The sequence below is a fragment of the Rhizobium sp. NLR16a genome, assembly GCF_017948245.1.
In the GTDB taxonomy this organism is placed as follows: Bacteria; Pseudomonadota; Alphaproteobacteria; order Rhizobiales; family Rhizobiaceae; genus Rhizobium.
On sequence record NZ_CP072865.1, the window covers coordinates 3,512,116 to 3,531,766 of the forward strand.

A 19,651-nucleotide genomic window follows, 5' to 3' on the forward strand; every position below is an offset into this window, starting at 1 on the left:
ACGTGCGATGACCACCACGACCCGCCGCCACCCGATCGCGGGCAACTGGGCAAGCCTGCTGCTGCCCATCGCCGACGACGACAGCATCGATTTCGAAAAGCTCGCCGAGGAAATTGACTTACTGATCGCCGCCGGGGTCGACGGCATCTATTCGAACGGCACGGCGGGAGAATTCCACAACCAGAGCGAAGCGGAGTACGAGCGAATTCAGGACGTGCTGGTCTCGCGTTGCCGCGCGGCCGGAATGCCGTTCGTCATCGGCGCCTGCCAGCCCGATCCGATGATCATGCTCGATCGGCTGCGCCGTGCAACCGTTCATAAGCCATTGGCGCTTCAGGTAATCCTCCCCGACTGGTGGCCGCTCACCAATCTCGAAGCCATCGATTTCCTGAAACGGGCATCAGACGTCGCCCAAGGAATCCCGCTCATCCTCTACAATCCGCCGCATGCGAAACGTGTCCTGTCGCCAGCCGAGCTCAGCGAGGTTTGCGGCCCCTGCCCGTCAGTGGTCGGGATGAAGGTCGCCGATGGAGACGATGCCTGGTTTTCGCAGGCGCGAGCACACCTTCCCGAATTTTCGCTGTTCATTCCAGGCCACCATCTCGCAACCGGCATGAAGCAGGGCGTGGCCGCCGGGGCGTTTTCGAACGTTGCCTGTCTCCATCCCCGCGGCGCGCAGGCCTGGACAGAGCTGATGCGCAGGGATCTCGAGGCGGCGCTCAACATCGAAAGCCGCATCTGCGCCTTCATGGACAATCACATCGTCCCGTTTCGCCGTGACCGCGGCTATTCAAATGCCGCCCTCGACAAACTGCTCGCTGTGATCGGCAACTGGGGCCCGGTCACGACCAGGCTGAGATGGCCTTACCGCTTTGTCGACGAGCGAGAGGCGGTGTTTTTGCGCGATCGCGCCCGCAGGATCATCCCGGAGCTCTTCCCCCGATAGGTCGCGAGTCGAACGATGATTGCATCGTCCGGCACCCGTCTATTGTCACAGTCCAACCATGCAGCCCGAACGGGATGCCTGGCATCATCCTAAAATCGGGCGGTGGAAGGGATGCGGGCAATGACCTTGATCTCGAAATCGAAGCCGGCCAGCCAGTTCACGCCGATCGCCGTCCAGTTCGTATAGGGTGGCTTGCTGAAAAGCTCCTGCTTGATGGCCAGGATTGTTTCAAACTGGTTTTCGGGGTCCGTATGGAACGTCGTTACATCGACGATGTCGTCGAGGCCGCAGCCTGCAGCATCCAGCGTTGCCTTCAGGTTTTCGAAAGCCAGCCGAACCTGGCGTTCAAAGTCGGGTTCAGGCGTACCATCGGAACGGCTGCCGACCTGGCCGGAGACGAACAGAAGATCGCCAGTTCGGATGGCGGCCGAATAGCCGTGTTTTTCGTAAAGGGCATTCCTGCCTGCGGGAAAGATTGCTTCGCGTTGGGTCATTTGTCGATCCTTGTCGTTGATGGAACACCAATGAGCAGCAGGCCGTCTAAGGAGCTTCACAGCCCGCCGCGTTATCTGATATACGGTGCGTATATGAAATGCCTGCATACGGGCCGTATGTCAAGTTCATATACGGAACGTATACCAAAATTTGGAGACGAGATGGTCAAACGGCGCAGCGAGACGATGGAGGAAAATCGTATGAAGCTGATCGCGGCCGGGCGAAAGGCTTTTGCCGAGAAGGGATACGCGGCCGCGTCGATGGATGAGCTGACCGCAGAGGTAGGCCTGACGCGCGGAGCGCTGTACCACAACTTCGGAGACAAGCGCGGGCTGCTTGCGGCAGTCGTCGATCAGATCGACACGGAAATGGCGTCCCGCGCCCAGGAGATCGGCGCCCGTGCGGGTGATGACTGGCAAGGTCTGCTCGCAGAGGGCGCGGCTTATATCGAAATGGCGCTTGATCCGGAGGTCCAACGCATCGTTCTGCTCGACGGGCCTGCCGTATTGGGTGATCCGTCACAATGGCCGAGCCAGAGCAGCTGCCTTCAGGCAACCAGGCAGACAATCGATCGCCTTATCGCGCAGGACGCCCTCAAGCCGGTCGACGCGGAAGCAGCCGCCCGGCTGCTCAACGGTGCCGCGCTCAATGCCGCCCTCTGGATCGCTGCCAGTGACGAGCCGCAGGATGTGCTGCCGAAAGCTGTCGAGGCCTTCGGCGCCTTGGCTGCAGGCCTTCTCAAGGCGTCGGCGGCAAACCGGGAATCTTGATGGGAGAGATGCGCTGCGGAGTGGGCCAACACTGTGTCTGTCACCAGTAGCTCCCGAAAACCAGAAAAACCGCACCGACCGCGATGACAACCAGGGCCGGCCAGTTCCGCGCCAAGCTGAGAAATCTCAGCCCTTGGCGCCGCGGTTCGAGCGTGGCGCCGCCTTGCGGCATCAGGTGCGGATCACTCGGCTTTCGACGAAGCGTCGGCCGCAAGAGAAAAACAAGGCCGCCAATTATGAGAGCGGCGCCAATCAGAACTGCCCACATCGTCACCTCCGCCGGAGATACGTGGTGCGAGTTAAACCAGATCCTACTGTGATTGTTCCGTTGGCCGATTGAGCTGCTGCTTCTGGTATTAGCGGCTTTTCAAGATAATCGGATTTGTCACTGCCCGACCAAACATGTATTCGATCCCGAAAAGCTCTTGCATCAACCTTGGCGGCTGTTCTGCCGCGCCCCAACCGAACGCGATTGCAAATGATTGAACATGCCATGACCTGGGGGATCGCCGGCCTCACTGCGATGGGCGTCGTCGTCCGTCCCTTTCGGTGGCCGGAAGCGATCTGGGCCGTCTTCGGCGCCCTGCTCCTGCTCGCCTTCCGCCTGCTCGGCCCCCATGATGCCCTGGCAGGCGTCGCCAAGGGCGGCGACGTTTATCTCTTTTTGATCGGCATGATGCTGCTGTCGGAACTTGCCCGGCGCGAAGGCCTGTTCGACTGGATCGCCGCCATTGCAATCGCCTACGCCAAAGGATCACCCCGGCGTCTCTTCGTGCTGGTCTATCTTGTCGGGGTGGTTGTCACCGTCTTTCTTTCCAACGATGCGACAGCCGTGGTGCTGACACCGGCCGTCTATGCCGCCTGCCGGACGGCGCGGGTGAAGGACCCGATGCCATATCTGTTGATCTGCGCCTTCATCGCCAATGCCGCAAGCTTCGTTCTGCCAATTTCCAATCCGGCCAATCTGGTGATCTTTGCCGGCGGTGACATGCCGCCGCTGTCCCGTTGGCTGTCGACATTCATGCTGCCGTCGATCATTTCGATCGTCGCCACGTTCCTTTGCCTCTACTGGACGCAGCGCAGCGCCCTCGCAGAAGACACTCTTGCCGCGGACACGCAACGGGCGCCCCTCTCCCACAGCGCCCGGCTGGCGGGATGGGGAATCCTGCTGACGGCCATTATTCTTATCGCGGCGTCGGCGATGCATGTCGATCTCGGCGTGCCGACCTTTGTTGCAGGCACGATCACCACCGCGATCGTTCTGATGCTCACGCGGCAAAGCCCGGCCGAGACGATGAAGGGCATCAGCTGGAGCGTTCTGCCGCTGGTCGCCGGCCTATTCGTCATCGTCGAATCTCTCGATCACACCGGCCTGACGAACATTCTCTCTGATCAGATGGCTGCGCTTGCCTCGTCCTCGCAATCGCAGGCGATCGGCGTGGCGGGCCTTCTCGTCGGCGTGATCTGCAACCTCGTGAACAATCTTCCCGCCGGACTGCTTGCCGGCAGCGTGGTTCAGGCGGCCGGCGTCTCCGACAAGATCGCCGGCGCCGTGCTGATCGGCGTCGATCTCGGCCCCAATCTGTCGGTGACGGGGTCGCTGGCAACGATCTTGTGGCTGTCTGCGCTGCGCCGCGAAGGCCTGCATATCGGCGCCTGGACGTTTCTAAAACTCGGAACCGTCGTCATGTTCCCCGCGCTCATTCTGTCTCTGGCATCGCTCCTTCTGTTTTGATTGCCTACAGGCGCTGCGCCTGCGTTACCGAGAGCGGTTCAGCTTTTTGGAAGCGCAGACGCCGCGATTGGCGCTCAGACGGTTCGCGAGAAAATGAAGCAGCTTCTGCTTGAAGCGGCAAGGTCCCTCGACGAGGCCGGCTAAGGCCTTCCCGGGTGATGTGCGCCAGGCTGCCGGCACTTTCGTGCAGGAGACATCTCATGGCCGCTCCCATTCCCGTGGTGCCTCCAGACATGCCGGTTTCGTATCCGGCCTCTCTTATTGATGGCTGCCAGAACAGTCTCCCCCTTCCCTCTGGGTCAACGGGGCCGCTCTTTGCGATGGGTCAATGTGGCGAGTGTGCGATGCCTGCATTATCCGAGCCGGATAATCATCGTGAAGGGACGAAGATCATGACGAGCAAGATGATGAAGGCGGCAGTGGTTCGGGAGTTCGGCAAGCCGCTCGCAATCGAATGCGTGCCAGTGCCTGTTCCGGGCCCAGGTGAAATCCTGGTGAAGGTCGCTGCCTGCGGAGTATGCCATACCGATCTGCATGCCGCCGAGGGCGATTGGCCGGTCAGACCGTTGCCGCCCTTCATTCCCGGTCACGAAGCGGCCGGGGTCGTTGCTGCTCTCGGTCCCGGCGTCACCGAATTCAAGGAAGGCGACGCCGTCGGCGTCGCCTGGCTGCACGATGCCTGCTTGCGCTGCGAATATTGCGAAACCGGTTGGGAAACCCTCTGCGAACACCAGCACAATACCGGCTACAGCTGCAATGGCGGCTTTGCCGAATATGTCATTGCCTCGGCCGCTTTCGCCGCCCGCCTTCCTGCCGGTGTCGATTTCGCGGAGATCGCGCCAATCCTCTGCGCCGGTGTCACGACCTATAAGGGGCTGAAGGAAACCGAAGCGCGGCCCGGCGAATGGGTGGCGATATCGGGCGTCGGCGGCCTCGGCCATGTTGCGATCCAATATGCCAAAGCGATGGGTCTCAAGGTGGTTGCTCTCGATGTCGCTGCCGCCAAACTCGACCTTGCCCGCCAGGTCGGCGCCGATCTCGCGCTCAACGCACGCGCTGAAGACACCGTCGAGAAGGTGCTGAAGGCAACAAGCGGCGGTGCGCATGGTGTTCTCGTCACCGCCGTCTCGCCGCCCGCTTTCTCGCAGGCGCTCGGCATGGTGCGTCGCAAAGGCACCGTCAGCCTCGTCGGCCTGCCGCCGGGCAACTTCCCGACACCGATCTTCGATGTCGTGCTGAAGCGCATCACCGTACGCGGCTCGATCGTCGGCACGCGCCGCGATCTCGATGAGGCGCTGGCTTTCGCTATCGAAGGCAAGGTTCGCGCCGAAATCTCCAAGGCGCCACTCGACAACATCAACGATATCTTTGCCGATCTCAAAGCGGGAACGATCGAGGGCCGCACAGTGCTCGATATCGCAGGAGAGGCGAGCATCTTCGCAGCGCGGGACCAGTCCGCAGCATAGCTGGCGCGCTGCGTGTCTCCGCCGCGCTCGGGGGAGCGGCGGAGACACTTCGCTTCGAAAACCGGAGCGCCTCGGCCCGGCCAATCCGGTGGACGGGGCAAGGCCCAGGCTGGGGCTGAGATCGAAACGCTGGTCGGTTCCGGCTGCGCTTCGAGTTCCTTCCATTGCTGACGTTGATCACAGCACCGGCCGCTAGCGTGTTGGATGCCAGCACTGCGGCAGGATCGCAGGACCATGAGATGGTCGAGAGCGTGGCAGCCGCCGACGCCATTGACGCCGGACAGTTCTACGCCAGCATCTTTCCGGTCCGGCGCAAGGCTTCATCCCGGCTGAGCGCCGCCTCGGGGAGATGACGCGTGTGGCCGCCGCGTCATTTGCGGCGCTGCAAAGACAAACGGATCAACCGCGATCTTGCCCCCACCGAACACGACCAATGCCAGCGCCATTGCCGCCCAGGGCAAGTGAAAATTCGCCCAGCCATCCGGGATGGTGAGCTGGATGATCGCCGTCATCAGAAGCAGACCGAGAGCAGCGAAGCGTGTGGCCAGGCCGAGGATCAGCAGAATTGGCAGGACCAATTCTCCGATTCCGGCGGCCGTCGCCATCGTCAGAGGAAACGGGTAGGCGACTGCGCTGCCGAAGACATGAAGCTTGAACTCCTGCTCGAAAAGATATCTTGCGCCCGATGAAAGCGTCAGGAAGCCGTCCCATTTCGTCAGCCCCGACTTGAAGAAGGGAATAGCCAGCGCAAAACGCAATGCCAAGAGCGGCAGCGACCTGGGAACGGAGGCGAGCAGGCCTTCCGCACGCGTGACGAGGGAGGCAGCGGCAGCACCAAAGCCGTACGAAGGGACCATTTCGGTTTTCATGTGGAGTTTCCTTTATACTGTTGAAGGGTGCTGAACGCGCCGAGACCGGCAAGGCCGACCAGCGCCGTTCCGAAATCGAATTCGGGGGCAGCCGCAAATGCCGCCTCTGCCGCCTCGCCAAGAGTGGCGGCATTGAACAAGGCGGCTGCAAAAACGGCGTCCCGCGGCGGCAGGATATGAACATTCACCGACATCTCCGGTCGCACGACCAGGACCGCTTGGCCGCCCCAGTCGGAGACCGGCGAAACCATCTCCTCTTGATGTGCGCTCCAGATCGAACCAACCGGAAAATTCGATAGGATCAGGTGCGCCGAGGGGTGCGGGACGAGCCGCAAATCCGAAAGAATCTCGGGCGCCACGGCTCTCAGTGCCGCAGGATCGAGAGACGCGCTGTCTGCGGCGTGGTAAGCCTCCGTCCAAGCGGCCTCGAGCCGGGCGACGTCAGGCAGGTAGACAAGCGTGCCTGCAGGCTCGAAAGCTGTGATGAAGTCGGGGAAATCGTCGCCATATTCCATGATCAGCGGCGAGGCCGGCTTATGATTCTGGGCGTAGGCCCGCGCCATGGCCGCAAAGAATTCCGAACCGACGAGCCTCTCCGTCACCGGAAAGCGTTGCACCAGCGCCTTTGTCAGCCCGACGAATACATTGTTGCGGTATACGGCAAACCGCGCCGCGTCGGGCTTGCCGCGTGCATTGATCACGCCGTCCGGCACCGGCCGCTCGGCATGCAGCAAGGCATCGGCGAAGGCGGTTTGGCAAGTTGGGAAATCCATCGTCACGCCGCCCGGGTCCGGTGCCCGCCGCGGCGAAACGTTTCGGCGGCGAGCATCGCATCCACACGTTTCGCCTCTGAATACAGTGTGGCGAAATCCGGAACATTATTGTCCCATTCAATCAGCGTCGGGAGTGCGCCGGTGCGCGCGAGGGTATGTTCGTAGAGCGCCAATACATCGCTCTTCACGGCCGTCGCGTGCGCGTCAATCAGCAGCCGGTCGCCGGTGGAGTCGACGGTTTCGTCGTAGCCGGCAAGGTGAATCTCGCCGACGAGCTCGACCGGAAAACGATCTATATAGGTGGCGGCATCGAGCCGGTGGTTCACCGCCGAGACCATCACATTGTTGACGTCGAGCAGAAGGCCACAGCCCGTCCGCTGCGCGATCGCCCCCAGAAAATCCACTTCATCGATCGTACTGTCGGCGAATAGTGTATAGGTGGAAGGGTTTTCCAGCAGCAATTGTCGCCCGAGCGCCTGTTGCGTTTCATCGACATGGTCGACGACGCGTGCCAGCGTTTCTTCCGTGTAGGGTAGCGGCAACAAATCGTTGAGAAATCCCGTTTCATGCGTCGACCAGGCCAGATGTTCGGAAAAGCTCTGCGGCCGATAGCAGTCGATCAAGCTGCGAAGTCGATTCAGATGCGCCGTGTCGAGCCCGCGCGCCGCGCCGATCGACAAGCCGACACCGTGCAGCGACAGCGGATAGTGTTCCGTGATGGCTTGGAGATAGCAATGCGGCGGCCCACCTGCGCCCATGTAGTTCTCGGCATGGACCTCAAAGAAGCCGACATCCGGCAGATCGGCCAGAATAGTGTCGTAATGCTCGGGTTTTAAGCCGAGGCCGGCCCGCGCAGGCAGGAGGACAGGTCGGTTTGTTGAAGCGGTCATCGCAATTCTCCCGATTTGGCCAGAAAAGATGGAGGCCCGGGTGTCGGGCCTCCGCTTTCGGGTCAGCCTTTGGTCGGCTCGAGCTTACCCATGTGGCCGTTGACATTCATGCTGACACAGGTGCCGGCCGGGACGGCCTTCCAGGCGTTCCCCTGATAATCCATCGTCGATGTCCCGGCGCAGGTCGTGCCGGCACCGGCGGCACAATCATTGTGACCCTTGAGCGCGATGCCATAGCATTTCTCGTTGCCCACCATTTTCTCCGCCGGCAGCGGCGCGGCGAAGGCAGCGGATGAAATCGCAGTGGCGAGCGAGCCTGCGAGGGCGAGGGTGAGAGTGGAACGGTTCATGGATGGTCTCCTCTTGCAAATATCCGCGCACCGGTCATCGGCCGCGTAATCCCTCTTTCGAGCCGACGATCCCGCTTGTTACAGGCATGACGAACACGAATTGGTGATCGGCCTTCGCACGATGGTACGGCTTTGCTCGTGGGGCAGTGGTGGTGCTCGTTTGGCGCAGGCGCCGCCGGAGGATTGCGCCGGCACTCAGCTTAGGGGGATTCCCCTGCGACGGCTTCCAGGAACAGCGGTCCTTCCGCCTCCAGCCTGACGCGGCCCCTGCCGATGCGGGCGAGGCGGATGGGCGCCTGCTTTTCTTCAAGCCGGCGGCGCAACAGCAAGAGCCGGGTTTCGAGATTGTCCTTGATCTCCGGCATGCGTGCGCCGGCGGTCAACCGCGTTTCCCGGTTCGTGAACTCGCTTCTGCCATCGCTCAGATGCCAGTCGAGTATCAGGCGCAGCGGAATGCCGGCAACACCCTTCACGATGTAAAGCTCGTTCGTCGCCGCGGTGATGAATGATCGGCGCGATCGGGGTCGAAATTCCGGTGGAGTAGCCGCATACTTCGAGACAGGGAACGGGCTCAGCAGCGTCTCGATAGGCTGTATGCCATAGGTGATTGGGACCTCGTCTATAGTCGCAGTTTGCCTGCCAGGAACGAGACGAAGCGTCGGACCTTTACCGCGATATGGCGATTGGCCGGATAGACCGCTTGCAACTGTATCGTACTGATATCCCAATCGGGGAGAAGACGGACCAACCGGCCCTGCCTGAGGTCTTCCCCGACGATAAAGTCGGGCAGAAGGACAATGCCGAGTCCGAGCACGGCGGCGTCGCGCAGACCAAGACTGTGATTAAGTTCCAGGCGGGGTACGATGGGGATGCGAAACTCCTCACCGTCCCTGCTGAACGGCCAAATCCGCCCCCATCTTAGTTCGGCGAAGTGGAGGCAGGCGTGGTGAGCGAGGTCGTGCGGCGTCATTGGTGCCCCGTGTTCGGCAATATAGGCCGGTGAAGCGGAAATTACGATTGACGATGTCGCCAGTTGTCGGGTGATGAGATTGATATCGACCTCAAGGCGGCCTCGAATTGCAAGGTCGAAGCCATCCTCGACCAAGTTCACGGGCCGATGTGACAGGTCGAGTTCGATAGACACAGCCGTATTGAGTTTGAGGAACTCCGAAACTGCCGGCACGATCACGAGCTGCCCGAGGTCGGGTGGCGCCGACACCCGCAATCGCCCGACAGCTTCCTTCTGAAACGAGATTGCGGCCCGTTCGGCCTCTCTTATCTGCGGCAGAATTCCCGAAAGCGCTTCCCTGTAGGCTGCCCCGGCCTCCGTCAGGACGATCTTGCGCGTCGATCTTTGAAAGAGGCGGATGCCAAGGCGATCCTCGAGCTGCCTGACCTGGGCGCCGACCGTCGCCCGCGCCATGCTCAGTTCCTCGGCCGCCTTCGTGAAGCTCAGATGCGTGGAAACCGTTAGGAATGCGGCAATCCCGTCAAGCGGATCAAGCGTTTTCATGAGTACAATTATCCATACAATGATGTCAGTTAATCCCTCTTATCATAGGAGAGGGCGCAAAGTAATCGGTGGGGCGTACTCAAGCAAAGGAGACCCGACATGATGACATTCACCCAAGCTGCGGTCTCGCCGTCCGGGCGTGGGACGCCGGCAATGGCGTTCGGCAAGCATGTCATCCGCATAATGGCGGCCAATACTGGCGGTTCGCTCGGCATGTTCGAAGCTTTCGTGCCGGCCGGCGAAGGACCGCCGCTGCACGTACACGAGCGCGAGGACGAGTTCTTCCGCGTGCTTGCCGGGCGCTTCGGCTTCTGGTGCGCCGGAGATTATGTCGAACTTGCGGAAGGCGGCTGCATCGCATTGCCGCGTGGTGTGCCACACCGTTTCCGCAATGTGGGGAAAACGGAGGGCCGCCTCATGGTCGTGGTCACACCGGGCGGGTTCGAAAGTTTCTTTTCGATCGTAGAACTCTGCAAGCCCGAAACACCTGAGCAGGTCGCCTCGGTCGCCAAAAGTTTCGGGCTGACCTTCCCACCTGAGGACGGCCGCAAGGTCGCCTGAACCAACGGAGTCGCACCGCCGGACCTGAGCAACGGTCCAATGAAAGGAGACCGAACGATGACACATGCACGTTCAAATGAAAACGCAATGCCCCTGACAGCCCAACAGATAGATGCCTATCTGGCCCGGATCGGAGTCGAGCGGCCGTCGCGCCTCGACATCGACAGCTTGTCGCAGTTGCACCGCGCCCATCTCATGAGCTTTACATGGGAGGCACTGGACGCCTTCATGGGATGGCCTTCCCAGATCACCCCGGCTGCGGCATTCGCCAAGATGGTCGAGGGGCGGCGCGGCGGCTGGTGTTATGAGATGAACGGCCTCTTCGGCGCCGCGCTTGCAGCCCTGGGTTTCCGTGTGACCCGCCTTTGCGGCGCCGTCGATCGCGAAAAGCTCGGCGACATCGCCATCGGCAATCATCTGACGCTGCGGGTCGACCTCGACCGTTCCTATCTCGCCGAGGTCGGCGTAGCCGACGCCATCATCGAGCCGGTGCCGCTTGTGGCCGGGCCGATCAGCCAACGCGGCTTTGACTTCTCCATCATGCCGGCCGACGGGAGCTGGCTGCGCTTCAATAATCAGGTGCTCGGCATCGCGAAAAGCTTCGATTTCCGGCTCGACCACAGCGACGAAGCCGCGATGGCCGCAACACAAGGCTGGCTGATGCAAGATCCCGGCTCGCCGTTCACCCAGGCGCTCGCGGTGTTGCGGCACACGGCGGACGGCTACGTCGCCCTCCAGAACGACCGTCTGCGCCGTGTGACGGCGAACAGCCTCAGCGAGGAGCGCATTACGAGCGCGAGCCATCTCGGCGACACATTCCAGGCAGTATTCGATCTCGACATCCCCCAGCCCGGCCGCGTCTGGGAGCGCCTCCAGACGATCCACCGCGACAAGGCGGCCTGAGCCGACAGCCACATCATTTCACATCCGAGGAACTATCAATGCTTCGTACAACCGCATGCACCCTTGCTCTGGCCTTGAGCACGGCCTTCACCTCTGCCGCCGCCGCCGATCCTGCACCGGGCGGTGCCTACAAGACCGATCCTTCGCATTCGAGTTTCAATTGGTCCTTCGACCATTCCGGCCTGTCCCACTACACGGCCCGCTTTACCGGAGTCGATGCGCGGCTCGACTGGAAGCCGCAAAAGCCGGAAACCTCCACGCTTTCGGTCACGATCGATCCGCTTTCGGTCCGCACCGACTATCCCTGGCCTGAGAAGGTCAACTTCGATGCGGAGATCGGCGGAGACGAGAACTTCCTTGCAGCCAAGCCGATCACCTTCGTTTCCAGGACGATCCACGTGACGGGCGAGAAGACCGGCACCGTCGAAGGCCTCCTGACCCTTCGCGGCGTGACGCACCCGGCAACGCTCGACGTGACCTTCAACGGCTCAATGGCGGAGCACCCGATGATGGGCGTCCCGAAGATCGGCTTCTCGGCGACCGGCAGCATCCGTCGCAGCGATTGGGGGCTGGATTTCGCAATCCCCGAACTCGGCGACATCGTCACCTTCACGATAGAAACGCAGATGGTGCCGGCTGGTTACTCGTTTCAGTGAAAATGAAGCGAATGGCAGGTCCAACGAACCCTGCGCCTCTCCATGATCTTTCCGGATCGGGTCGATTTCGCTGGAAATGGCGATGCGGCCCCTTTATCCTGCAGGGGATGGCGTGTGCTGCGTGCGCCGCGGGCTTTCCCGAAATCGACGGAGACTGAAGATCAACCTTCCAAAACAAAGGGAGCGCTGACCGGTGTCGTCGCCAATCTCTCCAGGCCTCATCCGATCCACTCTTCGTCAGTTCCTCGACAGCGAAGCGTCGGGCGGTCTCGTGCTGATGGCAGTCGCCTTGGCGGCGATCGTGACGGCGAACTCACCACTCGCAGAGGCTTACTTCCACGCGCTTCACATCCCTCTGGGGCCGCTCAGCCTGCTGCACTGGATCAATGACGCGCTGATGGCGCTTTTCTTTCTCCTCGTCGGGCTCGAGATCAAGCGCGAAATGCTCGATGGCCAGCTCTCCAGCTGGAGCCGCCGCATCCTGCCGGGCGCGGCGGCAATGGGAGGCATGCTCTTCCCCGCCCTCTTCTACATCCTGTTCAACTGGGAAAACCCGGCCGCCCTGCGCGGCTGGGCGATCCCAACCGCGACGGACATCGCATTCGCGCTCGGCGTCATCTCGCTGTTCGGCCCACGGGTGCCTGCCTCGTTGAAGATCTTCCTGGCGGCACTGGCGATCATCGATGACTTGGGGGCGGTCGTGATCATTGCGCTGTTCTACACGAACGATCTCAACCTCCTGGCGCTTGCAGGGGCTGCGGCAGTGCTTGCGGCGCTCTACGGCATGAACCGCGCCAGGATTTTGAAGCTCTGGCCGTATCTGCTGCTCGGCGCCGTGCTGTGGGTGCTCGTTTTCGCATCCGGCATCCACGCGACGCTGGCCGGCGTTCTTCTCGCTCTGACGATTCCGCTGAAGGTGACGCCTGGTACGCCCGAGGCAAGCCACGACCAGTCGCCGTTGCACCACCTCGAGCACATCCTCCACAGGCCAGTCGCATTCATCGTCGTTCCGATCTTCGGCTTTGCCAATGCCGGCGTCTCCTTCATCGGCGCCTCGGCAGCCACGCTGACAGAACCATTGACGCTCGGCGTGGCGGCGGGCCTGCTACTTGGAAAACTGGCCGGCGTTCTCAGCACGGTCTTTCTGCTCGTCAAACTCGGCCTGGCCGACCTTCCCGCGAAGGCGAGCTGGGGGCAAATGATCGGCGTGGCCGCCCTCTGCGGCATAGGCTTTACCATGAGCCTCTTCATCGGGTTGCTGGCATTCAACGACCCCACCGTCCAAGACCATGTGAAGATGGGCATCCTGCTGGGATCTCTGCTGTCCGGTCTGGTCGGCGCGGCGATGCTCGCAACATTCAACCGGCGATCCTGACGCAGCGGGGCCAGAGACGCTGCAGCTTCCGTCGACGGTGCCGCGCACTCGACCGGCAATTAGCTTGCCAGTTACTGACTCTCGCAGTGACTTTTGACCATCCGCGGTTTTTATTATCTCGCGCCAGCATCGCATGCACTTCGGTTTCAAAATGTCGATATCTTTATGTTCAGCCTCACTGCAGACCAGATGCCGCAGCTACAGTGTTGAAGATCTCATGGCGGACGCCGCCTTTGCCGCGGCTCTGCGCGAATCCGCCTCCGAGCTGCTGGCAATCCATCGCAGTGCGCCCAGAATAGTGCGTTACGTTGCCGATCTGCAGAAGTGGCTGCTCAGCCAGGCGGCATTGGCATTGCATTTTGAGCGGAAGCTCGACCCGTCCCGTCCTCCTTTGACCGCTTCCAACCTCGCAAAGTTTCTGGTCGAGAATCACGTCGCCAGCCATAACACCGCGGTCGCCCATCTGAAGGAGATGGCCTATTACAAACTATTCGAGCCCGTGGCGACGACGGATCGGCGCGCCAACCCGTTACAGGCAAGCGCCTATGCTGAAGCCTTGATCCGACAATGGTTCGAAGGGCACCTTCGTTCCCTGGACGGCATGGACGCGGGAGACCGCTGTAGCCGGTCGGAGACGGATGAGACAATTCTCTATCGCGCTCAGCCGCGTATCGCCCGCCGGCTGTTTAACAATCCGGATTGGTACAGTCCGCCAGAAAGCATCGCGCTGTTCGTGAGGTCCGAATCCGGAAGCAATATATTGCATGACCTCATGTCGCGTGTGCCACTCGCGCCGGTCGTAGGTGAACGCACCTGGGTGGGCGATGTCTCCGCACGATTGACGGCGGCCGAATATGTCATTTCCCGAAGTCATGCCGGCAGATTGTTGGCGGCCGCGCAAAATCAAGGACTACTCGGGTGGGAGGCTGCCCAAATGACCGGAGATTGCTGGATTTCCGCAAAATTCGTCCTCGACTACAGACGGTGGCAGGCCACGAAATTCTCCGTTATATCCGAAGTTTTGGCGAGCATCGGGTAGATGCGTGTTTGTGAAGCGATTCTGAAGTTGCCGGGCCGGTTCGTCAAATTTTCGTTTTTGCGCGCAGCGCCAGCCACTCCGCCCGCTGAAGGCTACGATGGACTTCCGCGCGGGGCTCGGCATGGGCTTAGCCCTCGACATTGGCTCGAAAGTCTGCCTGAAACCACGTCAAAAATGCATGACCAATCCCAGAATCGGGCCCTGTTGCACTACATCGAAGACGAAGCCGTCATTGCTGAAATCGACGCCCAGGGCACGGTAGCCGACGACTGCTGAAACGGTCTCGCCGAAACGGTAGCCGATCGCAGCAGCGACGTCCCAATCGAGGTCGGCCTGGCCGGCGCCGATCAGGCCCCATCCGGTCAGATAGATCTCGGGCGTGATGGAGTAGTTTCCGCGAAAGCCGGCCATCGCGTCCACCCATGTCTCGCCATCGCTTCGCGTCACCCCATCCAGAACGCCACCGCTGAACGAAATATCGGTGTCGACAGACCAGACCCTCGCCGCTCCGACGACATCAAGTCGCGAGGTGTTGTCATCGATGACCGAGTAGCCGACGCCGAGCAAGCCTGCGAATGTCTCCGTCGAAACTTCTACGTCGGAGGCAATGAACCCTCTGGGCGTACCTGCTGAGCCGGAAATTTTGGTGTATATGATGTCGCCGAAAATGCTGTAGCGGTCGTAGCGGGCCTCGCCAATAGCCATGGCCCCGAAGTCGAGATGGTCAAAAATATCGCTGAAGCTCATGTCGACATCGACAGTCGGCAGTCCGAATTGCGCGACATCGCCGGATAATCCTGCCGCCCAGAAGTAGGGCGCGAATGCGAATGTCCATCCCGTTTCGGTTTCAGCTTGATGAGCTTCCGGCGTCAGCGGCGATTTGATGTCAGCGGCCATGGCGCCAGCGCTGAATAGAAACCCCCCAATGAACGCCGTGGTAAGCGCAGTTCTACGTTTCATCTTCCCCCTCCAGTACTTCGAGAACCTTCTTTCAACGGTTGCAGTGATCACCGGTATCATCCGGATTGACCTTTATTGTTGAAGCAAATCTGCTCTTCTTATTTCCCCCTTGCCGCGCTTCACCATTGCATATTAGCCGAGGCGCAAGAGTCGCACCAGCAAGTTTCAACGAAGGACTGAACGCCCGTAAGGGGAGCCCAGTCGGACCTCCATCACCCTGCCGACCGGCATGTATGCGGTCGGCACGCCAGGGCCGGCCTCAGAGGATATCAAGGCTGATTTCGCCGGGACAGGGGCTCCGGTCATTGATGCTAATCAAGGAGCGCGCCGCTTCGATAGTGTAATGTTCGCACAGTGGGGGGGAGAGCCATGAAACGGACACCTGGGAAACTCTTGATTGCCGGGCTGATAAGCCTCGGTTCTGCTTTACCGACCGTGGCTCAGCAGGCCACCGATATCGGCACTCTGGACAGCGGGGCGGCTGGACGGGTATTCACCAGTAAACCTCTCTACTCGCCCTATGCGGGACGAAATTTTCCGACCCGCCCGCTTTTTGGCGACACGCATTTGCATACGGGAGCCTCCTTCGACGCCGGCGCGTTCGGCGCGAGGTTGACGCCACGTGACGCTTACCGCTTCGCCCGTGGCGAGGAGGTCATGGCCTCAAGCAGCCAGCCTGCGAAGCTGTCGCGGCCGCTCGACTTTCTGGTCGTGGCCGATCACTCCGACAACATGGGCATGTTCCCCGATCTGTTCGCCGGCAAGGCCGAAGTGATCGCCGATCCGCAGGCGAAGACCTGGTACGATATGATCAAGTCAGGCCAGGGCGCTACCGCGGCGCTTCAAATCATCTTCAGCTTCGGCAAGGGAACGCTTCCCCAGAGCATGATCTATGGGCCGGACACGCGTCCCTACAAGAACGCATGGCAGGACACGATAAAGGCTGCCGAGGAATATAACGATCCGGGGCGGTTCACGGCTTTCATCGGCTATGAATGGACGTCCAATACGGCAGGTAACAACCTCCATCGCAACGTCATCTTCCGCGACAATGCCGACAAGGCCGCCCAGGTCGTACCCTATACCACGCTGAAACCACTGGGCAGCGACAACCCGCGCGATCTATGGCAGTGGATGCAGGCCTATGAGGACAAGACCGGCGGCAACGTGCTGGCGATTGCGCACAACGGCAATCTCTCCAATGGGCGCATGTTCCCGCTGATCGAATCCTTCACCGGCAAGCCGGTCGACAAGACCTATGTCGAGCAGCGCGCCAGGTGGGAACGCCTCTACGAAACGACCCAGACGAAGGGGACCGGAGAGGCACACCCGTTGCTGTCGCCGAACGATGAGTTTGCTGATTTCGAGATCTGGGATTTCGGCAATCTCGATGCCAGCGAACGCAAGACGCCTGCTATGCTCGAGTTCGAATATGCACGGTCTGCATTGAAGAACGGCCTCAAACTCGAAGCCGAGCTCGGTACGAACCCTTACAAGTTCGGATTGGTCGGCAGCTCCGATGCACACACGGGCCTTTCGGCGATGGAGGAGGAAAATTTCTTCGGCAAGACCACGCCGCAGGAGCCGAGCCCCGAGCGTCTGACGGCAACCTTTGTCAAGGACGACAAGACCGGCATCACGGTGATGGACTGGGAAGTCGGCGCGTCGGGATACGCGGCTGTCTGGGCGGTTGAAAATACGCGCGAGTCGATATGGGACGCCATGCAACGCAAGGAGACCTATGCCACAACGGGATCGCGCATGGCCGTACGCTTCTTCGGCGGCTGGAATTTCGAACAAGCCGACGCCGAGACCCGCAACCCCGGTGAAATCGGCTACGCCAAGGGCGTTCCCATGGGTGGCGATCTCAGAGCAGCGCCGGAAGGAAAGGCACCGTCGTTCCTCGTCGCCGCGCTGCGGGACCCGATCGGGGCCAATCTCGACCGCTACCAGATCGTCAAGGGCTGGCTGGACGACAAGGGCGAGACGCATGAGCAGGTGTACGATGTCGCCTGGAGCGGGGACCGCAAACCAGGGGCCGACGGCAAGCTGCCGCCGGTCGGCAGCACCGTGAACGTCGAAAACGCGACATGGACCAATACGATCGGCGCTCCGGAACTGATCGCCATCTGGAAGGATCCCAGCTTCGATCCCAAGCAGAAGGCTTTTTACTACGGGCGCGTCATCGAAATTCCGACGCCGCGATGGACTGCCTATGATGCCAAACGGTACGGAACGAAGCCGCTCGAGGGAACGCGGATGACGGTGACCGAGCGCGCCTACACCTCGCCGATCTGGTATACGCCATGACCGCGGCTGAACAGGCCGCCGGACCGACCGCTCCACCCTCCAGCCAACGAACAGGAACGATCTGGCTGAAATCCATGCTAAGGGAGCCGCTGGTTCATTTCCTGCTGCTCGCATTGGTGATCTTCGCCGGTTACCGGCTCATTGGCGCGGATATCCAAAACAAGCCGGGCAGCATCGTCGTCACGGCGCCGAAGATCGAGCAGATGGCCATTCTATTCACCAAGACCTGGCAGCGGCCGCCGACCTCGGAGGAATTGAAGGGCCTGATCGACGACTATGTGAAAGAAGAAGTCCTGGTGCGCGAGGCGCTGGCGCTCGGGCTCGACAGAGACGACACGGTCGTTCGCCGCCGTTTGCGTCAGAAAATGGAATTCGTCGACGCCGCCGCCGACGTTCTGACGCCGACCGACGCAGACCTCCAAGCCTATCTGCAGATCAACGCAGCCACGTTCGAGATTGATCCGATGCTTGCCTTCCAGCAAGTATATCTCAACCCGCAGCGGCACGGCGACAGCACCGCTCGGGACGCAGCCTCCATCCTCGAAGCGCTGCAGGCCAATCCCGCCGCGGATCCTAACCTATTGGGCGACCCGACGCTGCTTCCCTCCGACCTACCGCTTTCGAGCAAGACGGCGATCGGGCAAACCTTCGGCGTCGAATTCCCCGAGAAACTCGACAAGGCCCCCCTGGATCAATGGACAGGCCCCATCGCCAGCAGTTTCGGGCTCCATCTGGTCCGGGTGTCCAGGCGCATGCCCGGCCGAGTGCCAGCGCTCGACGAGGTGCGGGATGCCGTTGCGCGAGAATGGACGAACGCCAAGCGGCGGGCCTTGGAAGACGGGCGATTTGCCGAGTTGCTCAAGCACTATATGGTAAGCATCGAATTCCCTGTCAGTGCGGAAGCCGGCCGATGATGCGGTTCGGCGCATTGCTGGCGGTGCTTGTCCCGCTGTTCCTGGCCACCTCAGGTATTGCTCACGAAATCAGGCCTGCCTATCTCGACCTGCGCGAAACGGCACGCGACGAGTTCGCGGTCATCTGGAAGGTGCCGGCGCAGGGCAACATGCGCCTCAGTCTCAATGCAATACTGCCGAAGCCATGCGTCGAAAAAACAGACCGAGCAAGATCGATCGGCGGCAGCGCCTATCTCCAGCGCTGGACGGTCATCTGTGCAGGCGGACTGAAAGGCGGCGAGATCACCATCGATGGACTCAGGTCGACCATGACGGAAGCGCTCGTTCGCATCGCATATCAAAACGGCGACACAGAGGTCGTGCGCCTCATGCCGGCTGCACCCTCTTTCGCCGTGGCAGGTGCAAAGAGCAGCCTCGACATCGCTCGAATCTATTTCTTGCTGGGAGTCGAACACATCCTTTCCGGTCTCGATCATTTGCTCTTCGTTCTCGCCCTTCTGCTGCTCATTCGAGAGCGCGGGATGCTGATCAAGACCATCACCGCCTTTACGATTGCCCATAGCATCACCTTGGCTGGGGCCTCGCTCGGCTATTTCAGTCTGCCGCAGAAGCCGGTCGAAGCGACAATTGCTCTCAGCATCGCTTTCGTTGCGAGCGAACTTGTTAGAATGAAGCCAGGTGAGACACGGCTTTCCGAAAGGCTTCCATGGGTGGTAGCCTTCGTATTCGGTCTGCTGCATGGCTTCGGCTTTGCCGGCGCCCTGATGGAAATGGGATTGCCACAATCCGACGTGCCGCTGAGCCTGCTAACCTTCAACCTGGGCGTCGAGGCGGGACAACTGATCTTCGTGGCCGCGGCTTCGGTCTTGCTCGGATTGGCAGGAGCACTGGTGACCGTCCCACCCGCACAAGCCCGCCAGGTCGGCGCCTACATTATCGGAACCGCGGCGATGTTGTGGCTTGTTCCACGCATCGCAGGATTGGTCGCGTGAACAGTCGACCTCGTGAATTCTCGACCACGCAGACGCTTTGAGGCGCGCCGGCTGTCGGCGATCAACACCGATCTCGGAACCACCTTGCACTGGATAGCGAAGATTACACAGGTCGCGAACGATCAGTTGCTGAC

General features: G+C 61.0%; 21 protein-coding genes. 12 read left to right on the forward strand and 9 right to left on the reverse strand.

What is annotated here, in order from left to right; translation table 11 throughout:
* The first annotated feature begins 7 nt into the window (after positions 1 to 7).
* The gene (locus J7U39_RS16990; RefSeq protein ID WP_210629258.1) at positions 8 to 946 is read left to right on the forward strand and encodes a dihydrodipicolinate synthase family protein; all 939 of its coding nucleotides are present in this window, start codon (positions 8 to 10) and stop codon (positions 944 to 946) included.
* An 89-nt stretch (positions 947 to 1,035) separates the two neighbouring features.
* Here the strand turns inward: J7U39_RS16990 and J7U39_RS16995 are convergent, their stop codons facing one another.
* Entirely contained in the window at positions 1,036 to 1,440 is a 405-nt protein-coding gene (locus J7U39_RS16995) for a RidA family protein (RefSeq protein ID WP_210629259.1), read from the reverse strand.
* A 162-nt stretch (positions 1,441 to 1,602) separates the two neighbouring features.
* Between J7U39_RS16995 and J7U39_RS17000 the strand changes: the two genes are divergently transcribed.
* Positions 1,603 to 2,211 (forward strand): TetR/AcrR family transcriptional regulator, encoded by a 609-nt coding sequence (locus tag J7U39_RS17000; protein ID WP_210629260.1) that lies wholly within the window; start codon positions 1,603 to 1,605, stop codon positions 2,209 to 2,211.
* A 40-nt stretch (positions 2,212 to 2,251) separates the two neighbouring features.
* Here the strand turns inward: J7U39_RS17000 and J7U39_RS31820 are convergent, their stop codons facing one another.
* Positions 2,252 to 2,479: a hypothetical protein gene (locus J7U39_RS31820; protein WP_184457179.1), complete on the reverse strand. Its 228-nt coding sequence runs from the start codon at positions 2,477 to 2,479 to the stop codon at positions 2,252 to 2,254.
* A gap of 210 nt (positions 2,480 to 2,689) precedes the next feature.
* On the opposite strand from J7U39_RS31820, the gene J7U39_RS17005 reads away from it, so the two are divergent.
* Both J7U39_RS17005 and adhP read left to right on the forward strand, forming a co-directional pair.
* Entirely contained in the window at positions 2,690 to 3,946 is a 1,257-nt protein-coding gene (locus J7U39_RS17005) for an arsenic transporter (protein WP_210629261.1), read from the forward strand.
* A 392-nt stretch (positions 3,947 to 4,338) separates the two neighbouring features.
* Positions 4,339 to 5,412, forward strand: coding sequence for an alcohol dehydrogenase AdhP (gene adhP, locus J7U39_RS17010; protein ID WP_210629262.1), 1,074 nt, complete (start codon positions 4,339 to 4,341; stop codon positions 5,410 to 5,412).
* Positions 5,413 to 5,732: 320 nt separating this feature from the next.
* On the opposite strand, the gene J7U39_RS17015 is transcribed toward adhP, so the two are convergent.
* The 6 genes from J7U39_RS17015 to J7U39_RS17040 form a co-directional block, all read right to left on the reverse strand.
* Positions 5,733 to 6,281, reverse strand: a complete 549-nt coding sequence (locus J7U39_RS17015; RefSeq protein WP_247241680.1) for a DoxX family protein — start codon at positions 6,279 to 6,281, stop codon at positions 5,733 to 5,735.
* Positions 6,278 to 7,054, reverse strand: a complete 777-nt coding sequence (locus tag J7U39_RS17020; protein WP_210629263.1) for a DNA-binding domain-containing protein — start codon at positions 7,052 to 7,054, stop codon at positions 6,278 to 6,280. The genes J7U39_RS17015 and J7U39_RS17020 overlap by 4 nt, the downstream gene beginning before the upstream one ends.
* A 2-nt stretch (positions 7,055 to 7,056) precedes the next feature.
* Positions 7,057 to 7,944, reverse strand: coding sequence for a DUF692 domain-containing protein (locus J7U39_RS17025; protein ID WP_210629264.1), 888 nt, complete (start codon positions 7,942 to 7,944; stop codon positions 7,057 to 7,059).
* Positions 7,945 to 8,006: 62 nt separating this feature from the next.
* Positions 8,007 to 8,294, reverse strand: coding sequence for a DUF2282 domain-containing protein (locus J7U39_RS17030; protein ID WP_210629265.1), 288 nt, complete (start codon positions 8,292 to 8,294; stop codon positions 8,007 to 8,009).
* Between the two features lie 200 nt (positions 8,295 to 8,494).
* Positions 8,495 to 8,767: a hypothetical protein gene (locus J7U39_RS17035; RefSeq protein WP_247241681.1), complete on the reverse strand. Its 273-nt coding sequence runs from the start codon at positions 8,765 to 8,767 to the stop codon at positions 8,495 to 8,497.
* Positions 8,768 to 8,913: 146 nt separating this feature from the next.
* Complete coding sequence (locus tag J7U39_RS17040; RefSeq protein ID WP_210629266.1) at positions 8,914 to 9,807, reverse strand: LysR family transcriptional regulator; 894 nt, start codon at positions 9,805 to 9,807, stop codon at positions 8,914 to 8,916.
* A gap of 99 nt (positions 9,808 to 9,906) precedes the next feature.
* On the opposite strand from J7U39_RS17040, the gene J7U39_RS17045 reads away from it, so the two are divergent.
* The 5 genes from J7U39_RS17045 to J7U39_RS17065 all read left to right on the forward strand — a co-directional run bounded on the left by J7U39_RS17045 (position 9,907) and on the right by J7U39_RS17065 (position 14,341).
* The gene (locus J7U39_RS17045) at positions 9,907 to 10,368 is read left to right on the forward strand and encodes a cupin domain-containing protein (RefSeq protein WP_210629267.1); all 462 of its coding nucleotides are present in this window, start codon (positions 9,907 to 9,909) and stop codon (positions 10,366 to 10,368) included.
* Positions 10,369 to 10,455: 87 nt separating this feature from the next.
* Positions 10,456 to 11,271, forward strand: a complete 816-nt coding sequence (locus J7U39_RS17050; protein WP_247241686.1) for an arylamine N-acetyltransferase — start codon at positions 10,456 to 10,458, stop codon at positions 11,269 to 11,271.
* 38 nt (positions 11,272 to 11,309) lie between these two features.
* Positions 11,310 to 11,927: a YceI family protein gene (locus tag J7U39_RS17055; RefSeq protein WP_210629269.1), complete on the forward strand. Its 618-nt coding sequence runs from the start codon at positions 11,310 to 11,312 to the stop codon at positions 11,925 to 11,927.
* 193 nt (positions 11,928 to 12,120) lie between these two features.
* Positions 12,121 to 13,302 (forward strand): Na+/H+ antiporter NhaA, encoded by a 1,182-nt coding sequence (gene nhaA, locus J7U39_RS17060; protein WP_210629270.1) that lies wholly within the window; start codon positions 12,121 to 12,123, stop codon positions 13,300 to 13,302.
* Positions 13,303 to 13,519: 217 nt separating this feature from the next.
* Positions 13,520 to 14,341, forward strand: coding sequence for a hypothetical protein (locus tag J7U39_RS17065; protein ID WP_210629271.1), 822 nt, complete (start codon positions 13,520 to 13,522; stop codon positions 14,339 to 14,341).
* A gap of 168 nt (positions 14,342 to 14,509) precedes the next feature.
* On the opposite strand, the gene J7U39_RS17070 is transcribed toward J7U39_RS17065, so the two are convergent.
* Complete coding sequence (locus tag J7U39_RS17070) at positions 14,510 to 15,301, reverse strand: hypothetical protein (protein WP_210629272.1); 792 nt, start codon at positions 15,299 to 15,301, stop codon at positions 14,510 to 14,512.
* A gap of 369 nt (positions 15,302 to 15,670) precedes the next feature.
* Here J7U39_RS17070 and J7U39_RS17075 point away from each other — a divergent pair, with 369 nt between their 5' ends.
* Genes J7U39_RS17075 through J7U39_RS17085 form a run of 3 tightly spaced genes read left to right on the forward strand, consistent with a single transcriptional unit; the run spans position 15,671 to position 19,517 of the window.
* A complete protein-coding gene (locus tag J7U39_RS17075; RefSeq protein ID WP_210629273.1) occupies positions 15,671 to 17,611 on the forward strand; it encodes a DUF3604 domain-containing protein in 1,941 nt (646 codons plus the stop codon).
* A complete protein-coding gene (locus J7U39_RS17080; RefSeq protein WP_247241687.1) occupies positions 17,608 to 18,525 on the forward strand; it encodes a peptidylprolyl isomerase in 918 nt (305 codons plus the stop codon). The genes J7U39_RS17075 and J7U39_RS17080 overlap by 4 nt, the downstream gene beginning before the upstream one ends.
* Positions 18,522 to 19,517, forward strand: coding sequence for a HupE/UreJ family protein (locus J7U39_RS17085; protein ID WP_210631695.1), 996 nt, complete (start codon positions 18,522 to 18,524; stop codon positions 19,515 to 19,517). Before J7U39_RS17080 ends, J7U39_RS17085 begins: the two co-directional genes overlap by 4 nt.
* Positions 19,518 to 19,651: the final 134 nt, after the last annotated feature.